Below are 16,988 nucleotides of genomic sequence, written 5' to 3'. Positions count from 1 at the left end.
ATCCTATTGAGAATATCGGTGCGAGCTGGGCGCATTGTCACTGCGGTGTGGGTGGGCCCGTGTGGATATTCTCGAACCTTGTGGTCGTCGAATGCGGACAGCATGAGTGTGTTCCGTTCTCGATTCCCTGAATTTCATGGACTGGCAATGTCACATCACATAGTAAACTATGTTACCTTCGTTGAAATGGACGGTGCGGTAGCTCACCGTGATACTGACTGCCGGATTTCCGGCACACGCCAAGGAGTGGCAATGTTGACGACACGGTTTACCGAGGAATTTGGCGTTGAGCACCCCATCGTGCAGGGCGGCATGATGTGGGTTGGACGAGCAGAACTTGCTGCAGCGGTGTCCGAGGCCGGCGGTCTCGGTATCATCACGGCACTGACGCAGCCGACTCCGGCGGCGCTTGCACTCGAAATCGAGCGGTGTAAGGCGCTGACGGACAAGCCTTTCGGCGTCAATTTGACACTCACGTTGTCGGTCAACCCACCTCCGTATGCCGAGTTCCGGCAGGTGATCATCGATTCCGGAGTAAAGATCGTGGAGACAGCCGGTTCTGATCCGACGGTGCATGTCGAGCACCTGAAAGAAAACGGTATCAAGGTCATTCACAAGTGCACCAGTGTGAGGCACGCACTCAAAGCCGAGCGGATCGGCGTCGATGCCGTGAGTATCGATGGATTCGAGTGCGCAGGACATCCGGGAGAGGACGATGTTCCGGGCCTGGTACTGATTCCTGCAGCGGCGGATGCGCTGAAGATTCCGTTCATCGCCTCCGGCGGCTTCGCCGACGGGCGCGGTCTTGTTGCGGCACTAGCACTGGGCGCGGACGGAATCAATATGGGCACTCGGTTCATGTGTACCCAGGAGAGCCCCATTCACGAAAACATCAAGCAGCAAATCGTGGGAGCCTCAGAACTCGATACCCAGTTGATCTTCCGCCAACTCCGCAACACGATGCGTGCAGCGCGAAACTCGGTCAGTGAGGAGGTTGTCGAAATCCTTGACAAGGGTGGGCGATTCAAGGACGTCAAGGATCTTGTTGTGGGTACCCGCGGCCGTAAAGTCTATGAGTACGGGGATCCGGAGGCCGGCATCTGGACCGTTGGTGTGGTTCAGGGGTTGATCCATGATGTTCCTTCGGCCGGTGACCTTGTGCGCCGAATCGCTGCGGACGCGGAGACACTGCTGGGAAACCTCGCCCGCAATGTTGTTGTCAGCCCTGTGACTGCGGGCTGAGAGTCCGATGGCAGAGACAAGTTCGGCAGTCGTGAAAAATGACGAGTCGCCGCTTCTGGTCGAGCGAGACGGACACGTCACGGTCTTGACACTCAATCGTCCGGACCGACGCAATGCGATCAACCGGGCAATGCGAAAGGCGATCAAGAAAGAACTCTGGAAGGCCGACGCCGACGACGACGTCCGCGTCGTTGTCATCACCGGTGCCGGCAGCTCGTTCTCCGCAGGAGTCGATCTCCCCGAGGCGCTTTCAGGTCCATCTCCGCGAACAGAAGGTGCGACGCCGACACAGGTGTTGAGAGGAATTTCGAAACCTGTCATCGCCGCAGTGAACGGACCGTGCTATACCGGCGGTTACGAACTAGTGGTGAGTTGCTCGTTCATCATTGCCTCGGACCTCGCAGAGTTCGCCGATACTCATGCGCAGATCGGCCTGCTCAACGGTTGGGGCGGCAGCGCGATGCTCCCACGGATGGTGGGGTTGCCCGCAGCCGTACAGTTCATGCTCAGCGGAGAACCGATAGACGGTGCGACTGCAGCACGGATCGGGCTCGCGAATGAGGTTGTCGTGCATGACCAACTCATGGACCGCACTCTCGAGATTGCTCACAAGATCGCAGCCGGTCACCCTGGTGCGATCCAGCGAATGCTGCGTCTTCTCAAGGAAGGCGCAGGAGCATCCACCTCGCACGCCCTCGGTCTCGAAATCGAGGCGTCGGTGGGCTTCCGCTCGAACGGTGCTGATGTCGGTGCTCGTTTCGGCAAGCGTCGCGCTGAAAAAGACTGATCCAGAGAAGTTCTCGAACCAAGCAAGAGGAGGTGGCCGCGGTGGAAATGGCTTCTACGGCAGTACTCGACGCTCATATCGGCGACTGGCGTGTTCGGCTGACCGCACTACTCGACGACTACCGGGCACGTACGCGTCCAGCTACGTCCCGGGCTCGATTCGAAGAGTCGGTCTCCTGGCAGAGTGAACTCGTGGACGCGGGTTTGGCGGCCCCCGGCTGGCCTGTCGAGGTCGGTGGAATGGAGCTCTCACTCGAAGACCAGCTCGACTACTACCGGATGACGTCGCAGGCGGGAGTTCCGAAGCATCCATGCGCTATGTCGATGATTGTGGCACCTACGATCATCGTCCACGGGACCCAAGAGCAAAAGGACCGTTTCCTCGATCCGCTCTTACGTGCGGATGAACTCTGGTGCCAAGGCTTTTCCGAACCAGGTGCTGGAAGTGACCTCGCGTCACTGTCTACCCGCGCAGTCCGTGACGGAGATGTCTACCGGGTGACCGGTCAGAAGATCTGGACAACGAAGGCAGACAAGGCCGATTGGATCTTTGCGCTTGTCCGGACCGGACCGGCCGGTCGAGGAACATCGGGCATCACCTACCTGTTGATCCCGATGAACTCACCGGGGATCGAGGTGCGGCCCTTGCGCGATGCTGCCGGAGGCCACCATTTTGCCGAGGTCTTCCTCGACGACGTCGAGGTACCGGTAGCGAACCGCCTCGGGGTCGAAGGCGAGGGATGGTCCATCATGCGGACATCTCTCGGCCATGAACGCGCTACCGCGTTTCTCGCGGACGAGTTCCGTTACCGAGGGACAGTCGACAAAGTTGTGCGTCTGGCGATTGATCAGGGCTATAGAAGCGACCCACTGATTCGTCAGGAGCTTGCACAGCTCGAGACGTCGGTGCGGAGCATCGCGGCGAACAGCGCGAGGGCGCTGGATGCGGTACTGCGCGGTGAAGATCCAGGTGGTGTCGCGTCGATCAACAGGCTGGTCAAATCCGAATTCGAACAGCGTCTGCATTCGTTGGCGCTGCGGCTGACCGGGAATGCGGTCGTTCTCGGCGCCCGTTCTACCGGAGTGGTTGAAAATGGACGTTGGACTTTCGGATACCTGATGTCACGAGCAGCCACGATCGGCGCCGGAACCGCGGAGATCCAACGCAACACGATTGCGGAGGGCGTGCTCGGACTGCCGTCACATCGAGGCGAAGGTCAGCGGATTCCCACGGTGACACCCGGCCGGCCGCTCATCACCCCGGAAGAGGACGAAGCAGCATTGCGTGAGGTCGTCGGTTCGATGGTGTCCTCGGGTGTAGAGACCGAGCGGCTTCTTACCCGGGAAGTGGCACCCGCCGACTACGACATCGGGCTCTGGGACAATCTGGTCAGCTTCGGGCTACCCGGTTTGGCCGCACCGAGCGCGTTCGGTGGAGGGGACGCTTCACTGCGTCTGTTGTGCGTTGCCGTCGAGGAAGCCGCATACCATCTCGCGCCCGTTCCGCTGGTCCCCACGACAATCGCTCTGGAGTTGCTCCTTGCAGTCGGGGCGCAGGACGCGGCCGAAGCTGTCATCGGTGGAGCGACTGCGGCCTTCGTCGCCGCGGTGGACGATCGTGGATGGGTTTGGGAAGAGGGATTGCCGGTTGTCGAGGACGGCCGGCTGACCGGCACCGTGGAACGTGTCGTGGGTGCGCCGGTGGCCGATGTGCTGGTCGTGCTCGCGACTGATGCGGCTACCGGTGATCCGGTGCTTGCGACCATGACATCGGAGGAGTTCACGGCAACGACACAGAACCCGCTGGACCTCACGTCGACGGTAGGCATAGTCACGTTCGATCGGGCTGCGGCGACGACCGTAGCCACTGGAACCGATGTAGTCCGCGCACTCGAGTCCGCAGGTCGTGTTGCCCGCTTGCTGGTTGCCGCGGATTCGGTCGGTGTTGCGAATCGGGCGCTTGCACTCGCGGTCGAGTGGGCCGGCCGGCGTGAACAGTTCGGTCATGCCATCGGCTCTTTCCAGGCGATCGCTCACAAATGCGCGGACCTGCTGGTCCTCGCGGAAGGCGCTCGAGCCCAGGTGCTCGAGGCTGCGGATCGTGATGCTGCTGATCCGGATGCTGCAACGGCTGCCGATCTTGCTGCGGCAGAGGCGTTGTCGACAGCGGTGAAGGCAGCCGAGGAATGTATCCAGATTCATGGTGGTATCGGTTTCACCTGGGAGCATCCATCGCATTTGCTCCTTCGGCGAGCAATGGCGAATGAGGCTTCGATCTGTCGGCCCGAGGTGTTGAGGGATCTCGCCGCTGACGAGTTGATCGCCCGTCTGGGTTGATCCGTGTGATCCGGAAATGACGAAGGCCGTGAACTCTGGGTGACCAGGCTTCACGGCCTTTTGCTGCGCATCTGGTTGACCAGTACAAAGATTGGGAGACGTTCGATGGCGCAGGAGAGTGGTTGTTCAGAGCGGAAAGCGGAGCAGGCCCTCCTGCGTTGTACTTGCCACCAGCGTGCCTTTCCGGTCGAAAAGGCGGCCTGTGCTGATTCCGCGTCCCCCACCCATCCAGTATCCGTGCTGTTCGTATAGATGCCATTCGTCAGATCTGAACGGTGCGTGCAACCACACCGTGTGATTCATACTCGCAAGCTGGAGTCCTGGTGTGTCGATATGTCGGGCATGGGGAGGGAGAGTCGCCGAAAGTAGGAACAGGTCTGAGCAATATGCGAACCCTGCGGCATGGATCAGACGTTCGTCCCCCAGTCGTTCCAGCGTGCGAATCCACGCGCGTTGCCGCGGCGGCCCGTCCTCTCCTCGTCGGCAGGCGAGTCGTGGGTACTCTTCGGGAAAGCGGAACTCGATTCCGACACCGGCCATCAATGGTGGGAGCCAATTCGCCTCGGCCGCTTCCGAAAGGGTGAGGCTGTCCTGAAAGTGGGGTAGATCCTCCGGTAGCGGTGGCACGGGGAACGGCTCTACATCTTGATGTCGCAGTCCCTCTTCATCTCGTTGGAAGGATGCCGTGGCCAGGAGCAGCGTGCGTCCACCTTGAACAGCGCGTATGTGGCGGGTGGTGAAGCTCGCGCCATCGCGCACGCGCTCGATGTGGTAGTCCACCGGGAGATCGGACCTTCCTGGGTGGACGAAATTTGCGTGCAGTGAATGAGCGTGGTGCTCGTGCTCGATGGTGCGGCCTGCCGCGAGGAGTGACTGTCCCAAGGTCTGACCCCCGTAAACACGGCGGGCACCAGTGTGTGATTCACCGCGAAAGCTGTTCGAATCGAGTTGCGCGAGTTCAAGGATCGAGCTGACCGGTGGGCGGGAAAGGCTGGCTGTGGCGGATGTTCCCAAGGGATCTGACATAGCTAAGAAGTATAACTAAGTAATCTTTATTTGGTATTGCGGCGCGCCCGCGGCTGATTCGGCACGTCGGTACGAATCAGCCACGGCAGGAGTGGGTTTGGTGGATCGCTGGAACTAGCGGGGTGCGAATCGCTGCCCGGCGTCCAGGCGCAGGGCCTGTCCATTGAGCATCGGATTGTCGACGACCGCGAGTGCGAGCTTGGCATATTCCTCCGGTCGGCCCATTCGCTTCGGGAACGCCGCGTCCTCGACGAGAGGTGCGACCTGCTCGTCGGTGAACTTCGCGGTGGCGCCGGTGGCGAACAAGCTGGGTGCAATTGCGACGACGCGGATGCCCTGTGGTCCGAGGTCTCGTGCCATGACCAGCGCCATCGCGGCGATGCCGGCCTTCGCGGCGCTGTAGGCGACCTGGCCGATCTGACCCTCGAAGGCGGCGATGGAGGAGGTGTTGACGATGACGCCGCGCTCCTCGTCCTCGGGGTCGTTGCTCGACATGTGGAAGGCCTGCAGCCGATTGAGGTTGAAGGTGGAAATCAGGTTGAGGTCGATGATTTTTCGGAAGCTGTCGAGGTCGTGCGGGCCGTTGCGGCCGAGGGTCTTCTTCACGGATCCGCCACCAGCGGTGTTGACGGCGATGTGAAGTCCGCCCAGTTCGGTCACGGCGTTGCCGAGAGCCTGTTCGGCTCCCTCGAAATCAGTGATGTCGATCGGATGGAAGACGCCGCCGATGTCGGTGGCGATTTCTTTGCCGTCACTGGTCTCCCGATCCAGGATTGCGACCTTGGCTCCCGCCGCGGCGAGGGCTTCGGCCGTCGCTCGGCCCATGCCCGATGCGCCGCCTACCACTACGGCCTTCTTTCCGGTGATATTCATACGTTGTCCTTGCTCGTGTAGGTGTTCGCCTTGTGAAGGCTTGAGTTAACTTATAGTACTATCTAAACTATGTGACGCGCGCTACCTTTAGGGGGCACAGGCGCGTTGTCCGAAGAATTCTCAGTGGCCGTGCGCGGCCGAACTGCTTGTCCCCATGAACGGAGCAATCGTGATTCTCAAGGTCGGTCAGTCGTTGGCCAGCAATGTCGACACCACCACGCTGATCGTGGTTCGCTCCCCTCAGGGAGGTGACGTGACACTGACCTGTGGTGGCTCTGCGATGGAAGAGGGCAAGAAGCCCTCGGGAGACGGTTCCGCGATCGATCCGGCGAACACGGGCGGCGCATTACTCGGCAAGCGGTACGTCGACGAGTCTTCGGGCCTGGAGGTGTTGTGCACCAAGTCCGGTCAGGGGCAGCTCGCATTGGATGGGGTCGCGCTTGTGCTCAAGACCGCAAAGCCGCTTCCGTCCTCCGACTAGCAGTCTGCTTTTCGGCGAGTAGTGCGTACCCAGAACGAAGACGAGTGGAGTGACGGATGAATATTTCGATGCTGCTGGACATGGCGGTCGACGGTTTCGGCGACCGCGTTGTCATCGGATCGAAAGACGCGGGCATCTCCGCGGCGAGGTTGAACGAACTGGCAGCGGCCGGCGCAGACGTGATCCGGAAATCCGGTGCTGACGCGGTCGTGTATCTGGCAGTCAACGGCCCGGCTTTTCCGGTCGCGATGTTTGCCGCTGCGCGCGCAGGCGTGCCGCTGGTTCCGGTCAACTACCGTTTGGGCCGCGAGCAGCTCGATTCACTTCTGTCGAATCATCCCCGAGCGCTGGGTATCGCTGACCCGAACCAGGCTGCCGTTCTGGCGAGCGCCGGACTTAGTGTGCATACGCCGGAAGAGTGGATGCGCTTGCTCTCTGGTTCGGACATGACGACGACCGATGAGGGTGAGGCTCCCGATGACGACGGCGCGGCGGTCGTCATCTACACCTCCGGCACGACCTCCGCGCCGAAAGGTGTGCTTCTTCGCCACGAGAATCTGTCGTCGTACGTGTTCGGATCGGTCGAATTTGCAAGCGCGGAGGATGCGGATGCGGCCTTGGTCAGTGTTCCGCCCTATCATATTGCGGCAGTAGCGAATGTGATCACGAATCTCTACGCCGGTCGTCGAACGATGGTCCTCGAGCAGTTCACACCGGAGCAGTGGCTCGATACGGTTCGCAGTGAAGGCGTCACGAACGCTCTCGTGGTTCCCACAATGTTGGCCCGAATTGTGGATTCCGATGCACCAAAGGACATTCCGTCCTTACGTGGCCTTGCGTACGGCGGAGCGCCGATGCCCACTCGGGTGATCGAGCGCGCGCTGCAATTGTGGCCTGAAATCGGTTTTGTCAATGCTTATGGATTGACCGAGACCAGCTCGACCATTGCAGTTCTCGGCCCTGAGGATCATCGCACTGCGATTGCCGGCGATGACGAAAAGGCCAGGGCACGACTTGGTTCGGTGGGTCGTCCCGTCCCCGGGGTTGAGATCGAGATTCGCGGCGACGATGAAACTGTCCTGGAGGCAGGAGAAGTGGGTCGAATTTGTGTGGCCGGTGACCAGGTGTCTGCAGAGTATGCAGGAGTTGGTCGGATGGTCGACGGCCGGGGTTTCTTCGATACTCGGGACAAGGGATATCTCGACGACGAGGGCTATCTTTTTGTCGGAGGTCGTGTGGACGACACCATTATTCGAGGCGCGGAGAACATCGCTCCGGCAGAGATCGAAGATGTGATTCTGCGGCACCCAGCCGTGCTGGACGTTGCCGTCGTCGGGATGCCGGACGAAGAGTGGGGGCAGCGAATCGAGGCGGCGGTTGTGCTTCGTCCGGGTGAGGGTGCCGATGTGGACGAATTGCGTGCCTTTGTGCGCGAGAAGTTGCGCAGTAGCAAGACGCCTGAGCGAATCGTGTACTGGGACGAACTCCCGCGCACGGAGACGGGCAAGCTTGTCCGACGACATGTGGTGGAACGGCTCGGTACGCAGGTAGCTCCGATCTGATCCGGTTACATTCAGCTGCAGTCGATTTCGACCTCGTGTCGTTTTTTCATGCCAGCATCCGATCCTCGTAATCCCTTACATATATTACTAAGTTGACCTACTATTGGGTGGGGTCGAGTTGGATCATGCCGCTCGCCCAGTTGGCGTGTCGGCATAGACATCATTTGCGCCCTATCGATCACGGAGGAATTCCATGAGCACATCGGAGATCACGGAAGCCGAACCCGAGGTTTACAGCTTCCTCGAGGACGACATTCAACGGGCCCGGGACCTGGTCGGCATTTACCACGCCGTCACCCAGCGCGAGCAGTTCAGCCGGGTCACGCCGGACGTGGTGCGCAACTTCGCCCGCAGTTACGGAGACGACAATCCGCTGTTCGTCGATGAAGAATACGGACGCGACACGCGCTGGGGTGGCCAGATCGCACCGCCGATGATCAACATCGGACTGCGCAAGGAATTGCTCGCAGATCGTGTACCTCGCGAACAGCGTCGCCCGGCCTTCCGTGGTATCCACGTGTTTGTCTCCGGCAGTACAACCGACTGGTACCGACCTGTGTACGACGGTGACACCGTCTACTCGTTCCACGGCTTCGAGAAGGTCGAGCTCAAAGAGTCCGAGTTCGCGGGCCGATCTCTTCTCGTCACGCGCATTCACGTGCAGTTCAATCAGCGCGCAGAGGTTGTGCAGGCGCAGCGCGTGCTCACGATCCACACAGAGCGGCACGAGTCGAAGAAGCGAAAGAAGTATGACGCAATCGAGCCGGCGACGTACACGCCCGAGGACATTGCGAAGATCGACGAGATCTACGCGGCCGAGAAGCCTCGAGGTGCAGAGCCTCGATACTGGGACGACGTACAGGTCGGCGAGAGCCTCGACCAGATGGCAAAGGGCCCGCTGACAGCTACCGACATGATGGTTTTCCATTCCGGTGGTTACGGTTTCGCGCCCTACACGCCGTCGGCCTCACGCCTGACATACAAGAATCGGCAGCGCATCGCCCCGTTCTACATTCCCAACGAACAGGGCGTTCCGGATGTGGCTCAACGGATCCATTGGGATAGTGAGTACGCCCGCTCGATCGGCCTTCCGGCTGCATACGACTATGGAATGATGCGTGACTGCTGGCTGACTCACGTCCTGACCGACTGGATCGGTGACGGCGGCTGGATCGAGACGATGTCCAGTCAGATGCGTAAGTTCAACTACCTCGGTGATACTCACATCTTCACCGGTGAGGTTGTGGGGAAGAGGAAAGAAGGCGACCGGCACCTGATCGACATCGAGCTCCGGGGAACAAGTCAGCGCGGCGAGGTGACCTGTCCGGCTACAGCGACGGTGTCGCTGCCGAGCCGGGAGTCCGACCTTGCCGTTCTCCCGACCGCACCGGCGGAGTGGGAGCTGATTGCCGCGCAGATGCTCAAGCGCAACGGTGAGTTGCGTGCGCAGGCACGTTCTGGCCCGAAGGCTTGAGCAACAGCGCCGATCCGCTCATGTGCCGGCGAGTCGGGTGGCTCGGTGGCTGAGAAATTTCGTTACGGTGTGTCCCTAACTTCAGGAGGACCTGTGGACTTGAGCAGTTTGACGACGGTGATCGCAGAGCAGAACGATCATGTTCTGACGATTACGTTGAACCGCCCCGATCGGATGAATTCGTTCACTAATGTCATGCGGAGCGAGTTCCGTTCTCTGTGGCACTACGCGGCGGAGACGGACGACGTCCATGTTGTAGTCCTGCGGGCAAACGGGGACCGCGCATTCAGCACCGGGATGGACGTCAAGGAAGGGACGTACGTCGCCGAGAACGTATTCACCCGCCGAGACCCGGGCGCTGATCTGTCACCGAAGCAGAACGGGTGCTGGAAGCCGTTGGTCTGTGCGGTGCATGGCATGGTCGCGGGTGGTGCGCTGTACTGGATCAATGAGGCGGACATCATCATTGCAAGTGATGATGCGCAATTCTTCGACCCGCACGTTTCTTACGGCCTGGTCGCGGCGCTCGAGCCGATCGGGCTCGCACACCGCATCCCCATCGGGGAGGTGCTGCGCATGGTTCTGCTCGGTCTCGACGAGCGGATGTCGGCGGAGCGTGCCCGCGAGATCGGACTGGTCAGTGAGATCGTGTCGCGCGGTGATCTGTGGGACCGTGCGCAGGATCTTGCCGGCCGGATCGCGGCTAAGCCGGCAGCCGCGATCCAGGGAAGTATTCGTGCGATCTGGGAGTCGAAGGACTCGACTCGCTCGCACGCGCTTGCCACGGCGATGTCGTACACCTCGTTGGGCAATCCGATCGGGAAGGCTCAGGTCAGCCGATCAGAGGTGCCGACGCGAAAGTACGAGGTCCGATGACTGCCGCGTTGGCGCATCGCGCCGGTACAAAGCGCAAAGGGAGCTGAGATGGATTACGGCATGACGGCCGAACTCGAGGATTTCCGCGCCGAGGTGCGGGCATTCGTGAAGGCCAACGCGCCTGCGATCGCGCCCAAGGCGGGGGTACGCACGGCCGAGGACGCGGAAGAGCTTGCATTACTGAAGGACTGGACACGCAAGCTCTTCGGCGCTGGATATGTAGGAGAGTCGTGGCCGGAACGTTTCGGAGGGCAGGGCAACCCCCATTCGATGGAACGCGAGGTCGTTGTCGGAGAAGAGTTGGCTCGCGGCCGCACACCTGCCGCGGTTCAGGGAGCCTCCAAACTTGTCTCGAACGCACTGCTCGACTATGGAACCGAGGAACAGCGAAAGGCGTTCTTGCCCGGCATTCGTTCGGGTGAGCTGATCTTCTGCCAACTTTTCAGCGAGCCGAGTTCCGGTAGTGACCTGGCATCACTGCGTACGAAGGCGACACGTACCGACGACGGTGGGTTCCGGATCAGCGGACAGAAGGTCTGGACGACCAACGGTCAGTGGGCTGACTACGGGTATCTGCTGGCGCGTACGGATCCGGAAGTATCGAAGCATCGGGGGATCAGTGCTTTCATCCTTGATATGCGATTGCCGGGTGTGGAGGTGCGCCCCCTCCGTGAGATGACTGGCACTTCGGATTTCAATGAGGTGTTTCTCGACAATGTCGAGATAGGTCCCGACTCCCTGATCGGTGATCTGAACCAGGGCTGGGTGATTGCCAATTCCAGTCTTGGGCACGAACGCAGCGCAGTTGCAGCCAGTGCAGCCCGGCTGCAGCAGAATGTTTCAGCACTCGTCGATCTCGCCAAGAAGGTGACGAAGAACGGACGTCCCGCTATCGAAGACGGCGCCGTACTGGACAAGCTCGGTCAGCTGACTGCGTCGGTCGAAGCGCTCTCGGCGATGGTGTACGCCAACGTAAGTCGGTGGTCACGGAAGACAGAGCGGGTCTTCGACGGCCCGATGGCAAAACTGTTCTTCAGCGAATTGGGCGTCGAGATCGCGCGATTCGCGCTCGAGCTCAGTGGTGAGGCGGGCGTCCTTGTCGAGCGCGACCCGAATGCAATCGATTGTGGGCGTTGGCAAGACGAATTCCTGTATGCCCGCGCTTATACGATCGCGGGCGGAAGTTCCGAGATCATGCGCAACATTATCGCGGAGCGTGGATTGTCGATGCCGCGCTGACGGGCCGCGATGTAGGCAGCAGTCGGCGCCATTGATTTCGGATGTGCAGCCATGGCAAGGGGAGACTCGTGTTATTCGAGTCTCCCCTTTTTCTGTGTCGAAGACACCACCGCAGATACAAAAGAATTGACCTAGTTAACTATGTGATCTATCTTATAGTTACGCGCGTTCTATCGGCGCGATCGAATGTCGAGTGGCGCCTTATGGGCGAGCCGGGGGAGCAAAGGCTTCCCCGTCGGCAGAACTGGAGGCAGTCAATGGCGGGAATCAGAGACGGGTTGGGTGCTCTGTGGTTGGCACCCGATGGCGCGAACATGATCCAGCAGGATGGTCGATGGATCACATGGGGTGAGGTTCGCGTTCTCGCTGAACGTATCGACGAGCAACTCAGTCGGGTGGGATGCGACGAGGGTTCTCGTGTCGGCGTTGTTCTGGGAAACAGGATGGAGTCCGTCGCGGCCCTCGTGGCCATCCTCGGCAAAGGGCGGACAATCGTCACGCTGAACCCGATGCAACCGGCTGCACGTCTGTCATCGGACCTGGTGAGTTCCAAGCCGCAGGTCGTTCTCGGTCCCTCGAGTGCCTGGCTGGAGAATGAATTTGCCTCGGCTGCTGAGGATTCGGGAATTTTGGGCTTCGCTGTAGATGGTCTCGAGCTCCGGCAATGCAGTGGAGGCTCCTCAGCAACGATCGAAGCCCTGCACACCGAGGAACATCCGGTGGCGGTGGAAATGTTCACCTCTGGAACAACAGGACCTCCGAAACGGGTCCCGCTGACGTGGCGCCAGCTCGATTCTGCGATGTCAGCGGTGCACGGCCACACCGGTGCGGCCGGCCCAGAACGCGACCCGCTCACCGGACGGGTGTCATTGGTGTTCTTGGCGATGGTTCACATCGGCGGTCTCTGGGCAGTTCTGCAGGCGCTCACCGAAGCTCGACCCTTTGTCCTGCTCTCGCGGTTCACCGTCGACGGGTGGGTCACTGCGGTATCCGAGCATCAGCTGAGGGTCGCGAGCTTGCCCCCGGCGGCAATGCGATCGGTACTCAGTGCCGATATCCCGGCAGAGAAGTTGTCGAGCTTGCGTGCGGTGACGGCCGGCACGACCTACGTCGGACCGGATCTGGCCGAGGAGTTCACGCACCGATATGGCGTGCCCGTATTGATCATGTACGGTGCCACCGAGTTTTCCGGTGCCATCGCCGGATGGACCAAGCCGCTGCATACCGAGTGGTGGGCGCGTAAGCGTGGCAGCGTCGGGCGTCCGTTTCCGGGCGTGCATCTGCAGACTGTCGACGACAACGGCGAGGTCTTGCCGGTCAACGAGACCGGCAAGCTCGAAGTGCGGGCGGGTCAGACCGGTAAAGGTGCGAACGGTTGGCTGCGCACCAGCGATCTCGCGCACATCGACGAGGACGGGTTCCTGTATATCGACGGTCGAGCAGACGACGCAATTGTCCGGGGCGGCTTCAAAGTTCACCCGGAGGTCGTGTCGAATGCCTTGCGCGCGCATCCGTCGATCCTCGACGCCAGTGTGTACGGGAAAGCTGACGATCGGCTAGGACAGGTGCCGGTCGCTGTTGTCGAGCTTGTGGATGGTGCGATTCCTTTGGTCGAGGACGAGGTGAAGACATTCCTCCGTGGCCAGTTGACCGGTTACGAGGTGCCCGTCGATATCCACACCGTCGACGAACTTCCGCGCGGAGTATCGCTCAAGATCGATCGTCGCCGACTGCTGGAGTTGGTGGCAGACCTCGAAGCCGCCCGCGTCTGACTCAGGCGGTCGTCGATCGCTCGCGATTGTTCGCGGAACCACTTAAACGAATCCGGGCTGCTCTGCCCGGCAACGCAAGGAGTACAACATGACTGCAGTCATCGTAGAAGCAGTGCGCACCCCGGTCGGCCGACGCAACGGCGGTTTGTCGAGCGTTCATCCGGCCGATCTGTCGGCCGTAGTTCTCAACGCGTTGGTCGAGCGCGCCGGTATCGAGCCTTCCGTTGTCGAGGATGTCATCTGGGGCTGCGTCCAGCAGGTCGGGGACCAGGCCAACGACGTGGCTCGTAATGCGGTGCTGGCAGCCGGCTGGCCCGAAACCGTTCCTGGCGTGACGGTCGACCGTCAGTGCGGCTCGTCGCAACAGGCACTCAACTTTGCTGTCGCCAGTGTCGCGGCAGGACACTACGACGTTGTTGTTGCCGGTGGCGTCGAGTCAATGTCGCGAGTGCCTATGGGATCGGCGGGAACCTTCGAGGGGAGCCCGTACAGCCCGGCTTTCATGGAGCGCTACAACGGAGTCAAACCGAACCAGGGCATTGGCGCGGAGGCGATCGCCGAGAAGTGGGGTCTGACGCGAAATGACTTGGACGCGTTCTCTGTTCAATCGCATGAACGTGCCGCTGCTGCGCAGGATGCGGGGCTGTTCGACAATCAGATAGTTCCTGTGACCACGCCGGACGGCACCGTGATCTCTCGCGACGAAGGAATCCGTCGCGGCTCTTCGGTCGAATCACTCGGAAAGCTCAAGACGGTCTTCAAAGAAGACGGCGTGATCCATGCAGGTAACGCGTCACAGATCTCGGATGGCGCGTCGGCGCTGCTCATCATGAGCGAAGAGGCCGCTGCGCGGTACGGGGTGACTCCGATAGCGAAGATTCACTCGGTCGCTGTTGTCGGAGACGACCCGATCATCATGCTCACGGCTCCGATCCCGGCCACGAAGAAGGTGCTCGAGAAGGCTGGTCTGACTGTCGACGATATTGGTGTCTTCGAAGTCAATGAAGCATTCGCGAGCGTGCCACTTGCGTGGCTGGCAGAGGTTGGAGCGGACCCCGCGCGGGTCAACCCCAACGGCGGTGCAATTGCTCTCGGGCATCCCCTTGGCGGATCGGGCGGACGGATTCTGACGGACATGCTGCATCACATGCTTCGCAACAACATCCAATACGGCTTGCAGACGATGTGCGAGGGTGGCGGACAAGCCAACGCCACCATCCTCGAGCTCGTAAACGCGCGCTGAAACCCGATCCAGCACAAGGAGAGACAACAATGAGCGAAACGAACGAACCCGCGGTTCTCGTAGAGCGAGTGGGCAATGTCATGGTGATTACGATCAACCGTCCGTCAGCACGTAACGCGGTGAACTCCGCAGTAAGTGCGGGTATCGGCGGAGCATTGGACGAAGCTGCCGCGGACCCCGATGTGCGTGCGATCGTCCTGACCGGAGCAGGAGAGAAGTCCTTCTGTGCGGGTGCCGATCTCAAGGCTATTTCGAGAGGTGAATCGGTATACGCGCCGAATAATCGAGAATGGGGATTTGCAGGCTTCGTCAATAAGTACACCGACAAGCCCACGATCGCCGCGGTAAACGGAACCGCACTGGGTGGTGGCACGGAATTGGCGATGTCCGCGGATCTCATCGTTGCGGCCGAGAATGCAACCTTCGGTTTGCCAGAGGTCAAGCGTGGACTTATCGCGGGCGCTGGTGGTGTCTTCAGGTTGCCTGAACAGATGCCGCAGCGCCTGGCAATGGAAATGATCTTTACCGGCGATCCGATCAGTGCCGCCCGCGCACTCGAGGTCGGTCTGATCAACCAGGTTGTGCCCGAGGGGCAGGTTGTCAGTGCGGCTGTCGAACTCGCACAGCGGATTGCGGTCAACGCGCCGTTGTCGGTGCAAGCCAGTAAGCGCGTCGCTTACGGAGTAGTGGATTCGATCCGCGTCGAGGAGGCTGACCGGTGGGTTTTGTCAGCCGCCGAGTGGGATCAGCTCGCAACCAGTGAGGACTCCAAGGAGGGGCCACGCGCGTTTGCGGAAAAGCGCGAACCGGTCTGGAAAGCACGCTGAACCGAGCTCTCTGATTATTCCGAAACGACCCGGGTTGCACTCACTCAGTGCAACCCGGGTCGTTTCGTGTTGGAGCTTGCCGATTCGTAGTCTTGGTTGTTCGGCTCAGACGTTGACGAGGCGGCGACGGTGGTAGCTCACCGAACCGTCGAGTAGCTCGTCGACTTTGATTCGGCGGATGAGTAGATGCAGGTCGTGCTCCCAGGTGAATCCGATTCCGCCGTGCACTTGCAGTGCCGTCTGAGCCGCGGAGCTGGTTCCGTCACCGGTGAACGCTGCGGCCGCCGCGACGGCCCGAGCGCGGACACCCGGGTCCTTCCCGTCGAGAGCCACGGCCGCGGCCCACAATGCCGCGCGCGATGCCTCGATGGACAGGGCCATATTTGCACAGTGGTGTTTAACGGACTGGAAGCTTCCGATCGGTTGCCCGAACTGCGTGCGTTGCCCTGCGTACTCGACAGTGAGGGCGAGCAGTGCTTCTGCGGCGCCGAGCGCGTCGACGGCTCGGAAGGTTGCCAACTGATCACGAACGAAACCCACTGTGCCGCTGGATAGTAGCGTCCACTCGCCGGCTTCGAAGGTGAGATCGACCTCGGCTACCGTCCATGATCGCGTTACATCCAGAGTTTCGAGGACACGCGTGTTGACGGCTGCGATGTCCACTACCGCGGCGACCTCGGCGCCGTCGATAGTCGATGTGACGAGAAGGAGTCGGTGGGCATCTATCAGGCCCGTTATCGGAGCTGTAGTCCCCTGCACTCGAAGTGATGTCCCTTCGACTGTGGCGTGCAGCGCGGAGTCTTCGGGGGAGCTGAGGGCCGGCACGACCAAGGACGCCCCTTCAGTGGTCTCGTCGAGGGCCGGGTGGCCGATTTGTTCGAGCAAGCGGGCCGCCGCAGCCAACTCGGCCACTGGTACGGGGCTTCCTGCGCGGCCGTGCTCCTCGGCCAGCACCAGCAGGTCGACGTGTGTGCCACCCATCTCCGTGGTGAGAAGACCAATCAGACCCGACTCGGCAAGACGGCGAAGGCGTGCAGGCGAAACTCGAGCCGGCGCATCGTCTATCAGTGGGCGGCGTTCCATGAGGGGTGAGTTCTTCACCAACCAGGCCCGTTCGGCCTCGGCTAGGGCTACCTGCTCGTCACTCAGCGCGAAGTCCATGGCTCTCCTCTATAAGTCGCATTTCTTGACATAGTTAACCATGTCATCTACCTTTTCGGTAGTGACGCCAAAGAGCGCGTCGGCATCGA

14 protein-coding genes are annotated in these 16,988 nt (G+C 60.8%); 11 read left to right on the top strand and 3 right to left on the bottom strand.

Going from position 1 to position 16,988, the window contains the following annotated elements; all coding sequences use genetic code 11:
- Nucleotides 1-252 precede the first annotated feature (252 nt).
- From ACFRFQ_RS04620 to ACFRFQ_RS04610, 3 genes are read left to right on the top strand one after another with little or no spacing between them, the layout of a single operon-like run.
- A complete protein-coding gene (locus tag ACFRFQ_RS04620) occupies nucleotides 253-1,242 on the top strand; it encodes an NAD(P)H-dependent flavin oxidoreductase (protein WP_378653651.1) in 990 nt (329 codons plus the stop codon).
- Between the two features lie 7 nt (nucleotides 1,243-1,249).
- On the top strand, nucleotides 1,250-2,029 hold the full coding sequence (locus tag ACFRFQ_RS04615) for an enoyl-CoA hydratase-related protein (RefSeq protein WP_378653648.1): 780 nt from the start codon (nucleotides 1,250-1,252) through the stop codon (nucleotides 2,027-2,029).
- A gap of 47 nt (nucleotides 2,030-2,076) precedes the next feature.
- Entirely contained in the window at nucleotides 2,077-4,365 is a 2,289-nt protein-coding gene (locus ACFRFQ_RS04610; protein ID WP_378653645.1) for an acyl-CoA dehydrogenase family protein, read from the top strand.
- 126 nt (nucleotides 4,366-4,491) lie between these two features.
- On the opposite strand, the gene ACFRFQ_RS04605 is transcribed toward ACFRFQ_RS04610, so the two are convergent.
- Nucleotides 4,492-5,391, bottom strand: coding sequence for an acyl-CoA thioesterase (locus tag ACFRFQ_RS04605; RefSeq protein WP_378653643.1), 900 nt, complete (start codon nucleotides 5,389-5,391; stop codon nucleotides 4,492-4,494).
- A gap of 114 nt (nucleotides 5,392-5,505) precedes the next feature.
- Nucleotides 5,506-6,264 carry an SDR family NAD(P)-dependent oxidoreductase gene (locus tag ACFRFQ_RS04600; protein WP_378653640.1) on the bottom strand — a complete coding sequence of 253 codons (759 nt, stop codon included), beginning with the start codon at nucleotides 6,262-6,264 and terminating at the stop codon, nucleotides 5,506-5,508.
- A gap of 169 nt (nucleotides 6,265-6,433) precedes the next feature.
- Here ACFRFQ_RS04600 and ACFRFQ_RS04595 point away from each other — a divergent pair, with 169 nt between their 5' ends.
- From ACFRFQ_RS04595 to ACFRFQ_RS04560, 8 genes are all read left to right on the top strand, one after another.
- Nucleotides 6,434-6,745 (top strand): hypothetical protein, encoded by a 312-nt coding sequence (locus ACFRFQ_RS04595; protein ID WP_378653637.1) that lies wholly within the window; start codon nucleotides 6,434-6,436, stop codon nucleotides 6,743-6,745.
- Between the two features lie 56 nt (nucleotides 6,746-6,801).
- Nucleotides 6,802-8,307, top strand: a complete 1,506-nt coding sequence (locus tag ACFRFQ_RS04590) for a class I adenylate-forming enzyme family protein (protein WP_378653634.1) — start codon at nucleotides 6,802-6,804, stop codon at nucleotides 8,305-8,307.
- Between the two features lie 193 nt (nucleotides 8,308-8,500).
- Nucleotides 8,501-9,781: a MaoC family dehydratase N-terminal domain-containing protein gene (locus ACFRFQ_RS04585; RefSeq protein ID WP_378653631.1), complete on the top strand. Its 1,281-nt coding sequence runs from the start codon at nucleotides 8,501-8,503 to the stop codon at nucleotides 9,779-9,781.
- Between the two features lie 93 nt (nucleotides 9,782-9,874).
- Nucleotides 9,875-10,657, top strand: a complete 783-nt coding sequence (locus ACFRFQ_RS04580; RefSeq protein ID WP_092803944.1) for an enoyl-CoA hydratase/isomerase family protein — start codon at nucleotides 9,875-9,877, stop codon at nucleotides 10,655-10,657.
- A gap of 48 nt (nucleotides 10,658-10,705) precedes the next feature.
- On the top strand, nucleotides 10,706-11,896 hold the full coding sequence (locus ACFRFQ_RS04575) for an acyl-CoA dehydrogenase family protein (protein WP_378653628.1): 1,191 nt from the start codon (nucleotides 10,706-10,708) through the stop codon (nucleotides 11,894-11,896).
- A gap of 257 nt (nucleotides 11,897-12,153) precedes the next feature.
- The gene (locus tag ACFRFQ_RS04570) at nucleotides 12,154-13,668 is read left to right on the top strand and encodes a class I adenylate-forming enzyme family protein (RefSeq protein WP_378653625.1); all 1,515 of its coding nucleotides are present in this window, start codon (nucleotides 12,154-12,156) and stop codon (nucleotides 13,666-13,668) included.
- 88 nt (nucleotides 13,669-13,756) lie between these two features.
- Nucleotides 13,757-14,911 (top strand): thiolase family protein, encoded by a 1,155-nt coding sequence (locus tag ACFRFQ_RS04565; RefSeq protein ID WP_378653622.1) that lies wholly within the window; start codon nucleotides 13,757-13,759, stop codon nucleotides 14,909-14,911.
- Between the two features lie 29 nt (nucleotides 14,912-14,940).
- On the top strand, nucleotides 14,941-15,738 hold the full coding sequence (locus tag ACFRFQ_RS04560) for a crotonase/enoyl-CoA hydratase family protein (RefSeq protein ID WP_378653620.1): 798 nt from the start codon (nucleotides 14,941-14,943) through the stop codon (nucleotides 15,736-15,738).
- A 105-nt stretch (nucleotides 15,739-15,843) separates the two neighbouring features.
- On the opposite strand, the gene ACFRFQ_RS04555 is transcribed toward ACFRFQ_RS04560, so the two are convergent.
- Entirely contained in the window at nucleotides 15,844-16,899 is a 1,056-nt protein-coding gene (locus tag ACFRFQ_RS04555; protein ID WP_378653618.1) for an acyl-CoA dehydrogenase family protein, read from the bottom strand.
- Nucleotides 16,900-16,988: the final 89 nt, after the last annotated feature.

Source organism: Rhodococcus sp. NPDC056743, from assembly GCF_042790355.1.
In the GTDB taxonomy this organism is placed as follows: Bacteria; Actinomycetota; Actinomycetes; order Mycobacteriales; family Mycobacteriaceae; genus Rhodococcus_F.
The sequence above is the reverse complement of the archived record's forward strand: the minus strand, read 5'-3'. Positions and strand labels throughout refer to the sequence as shown.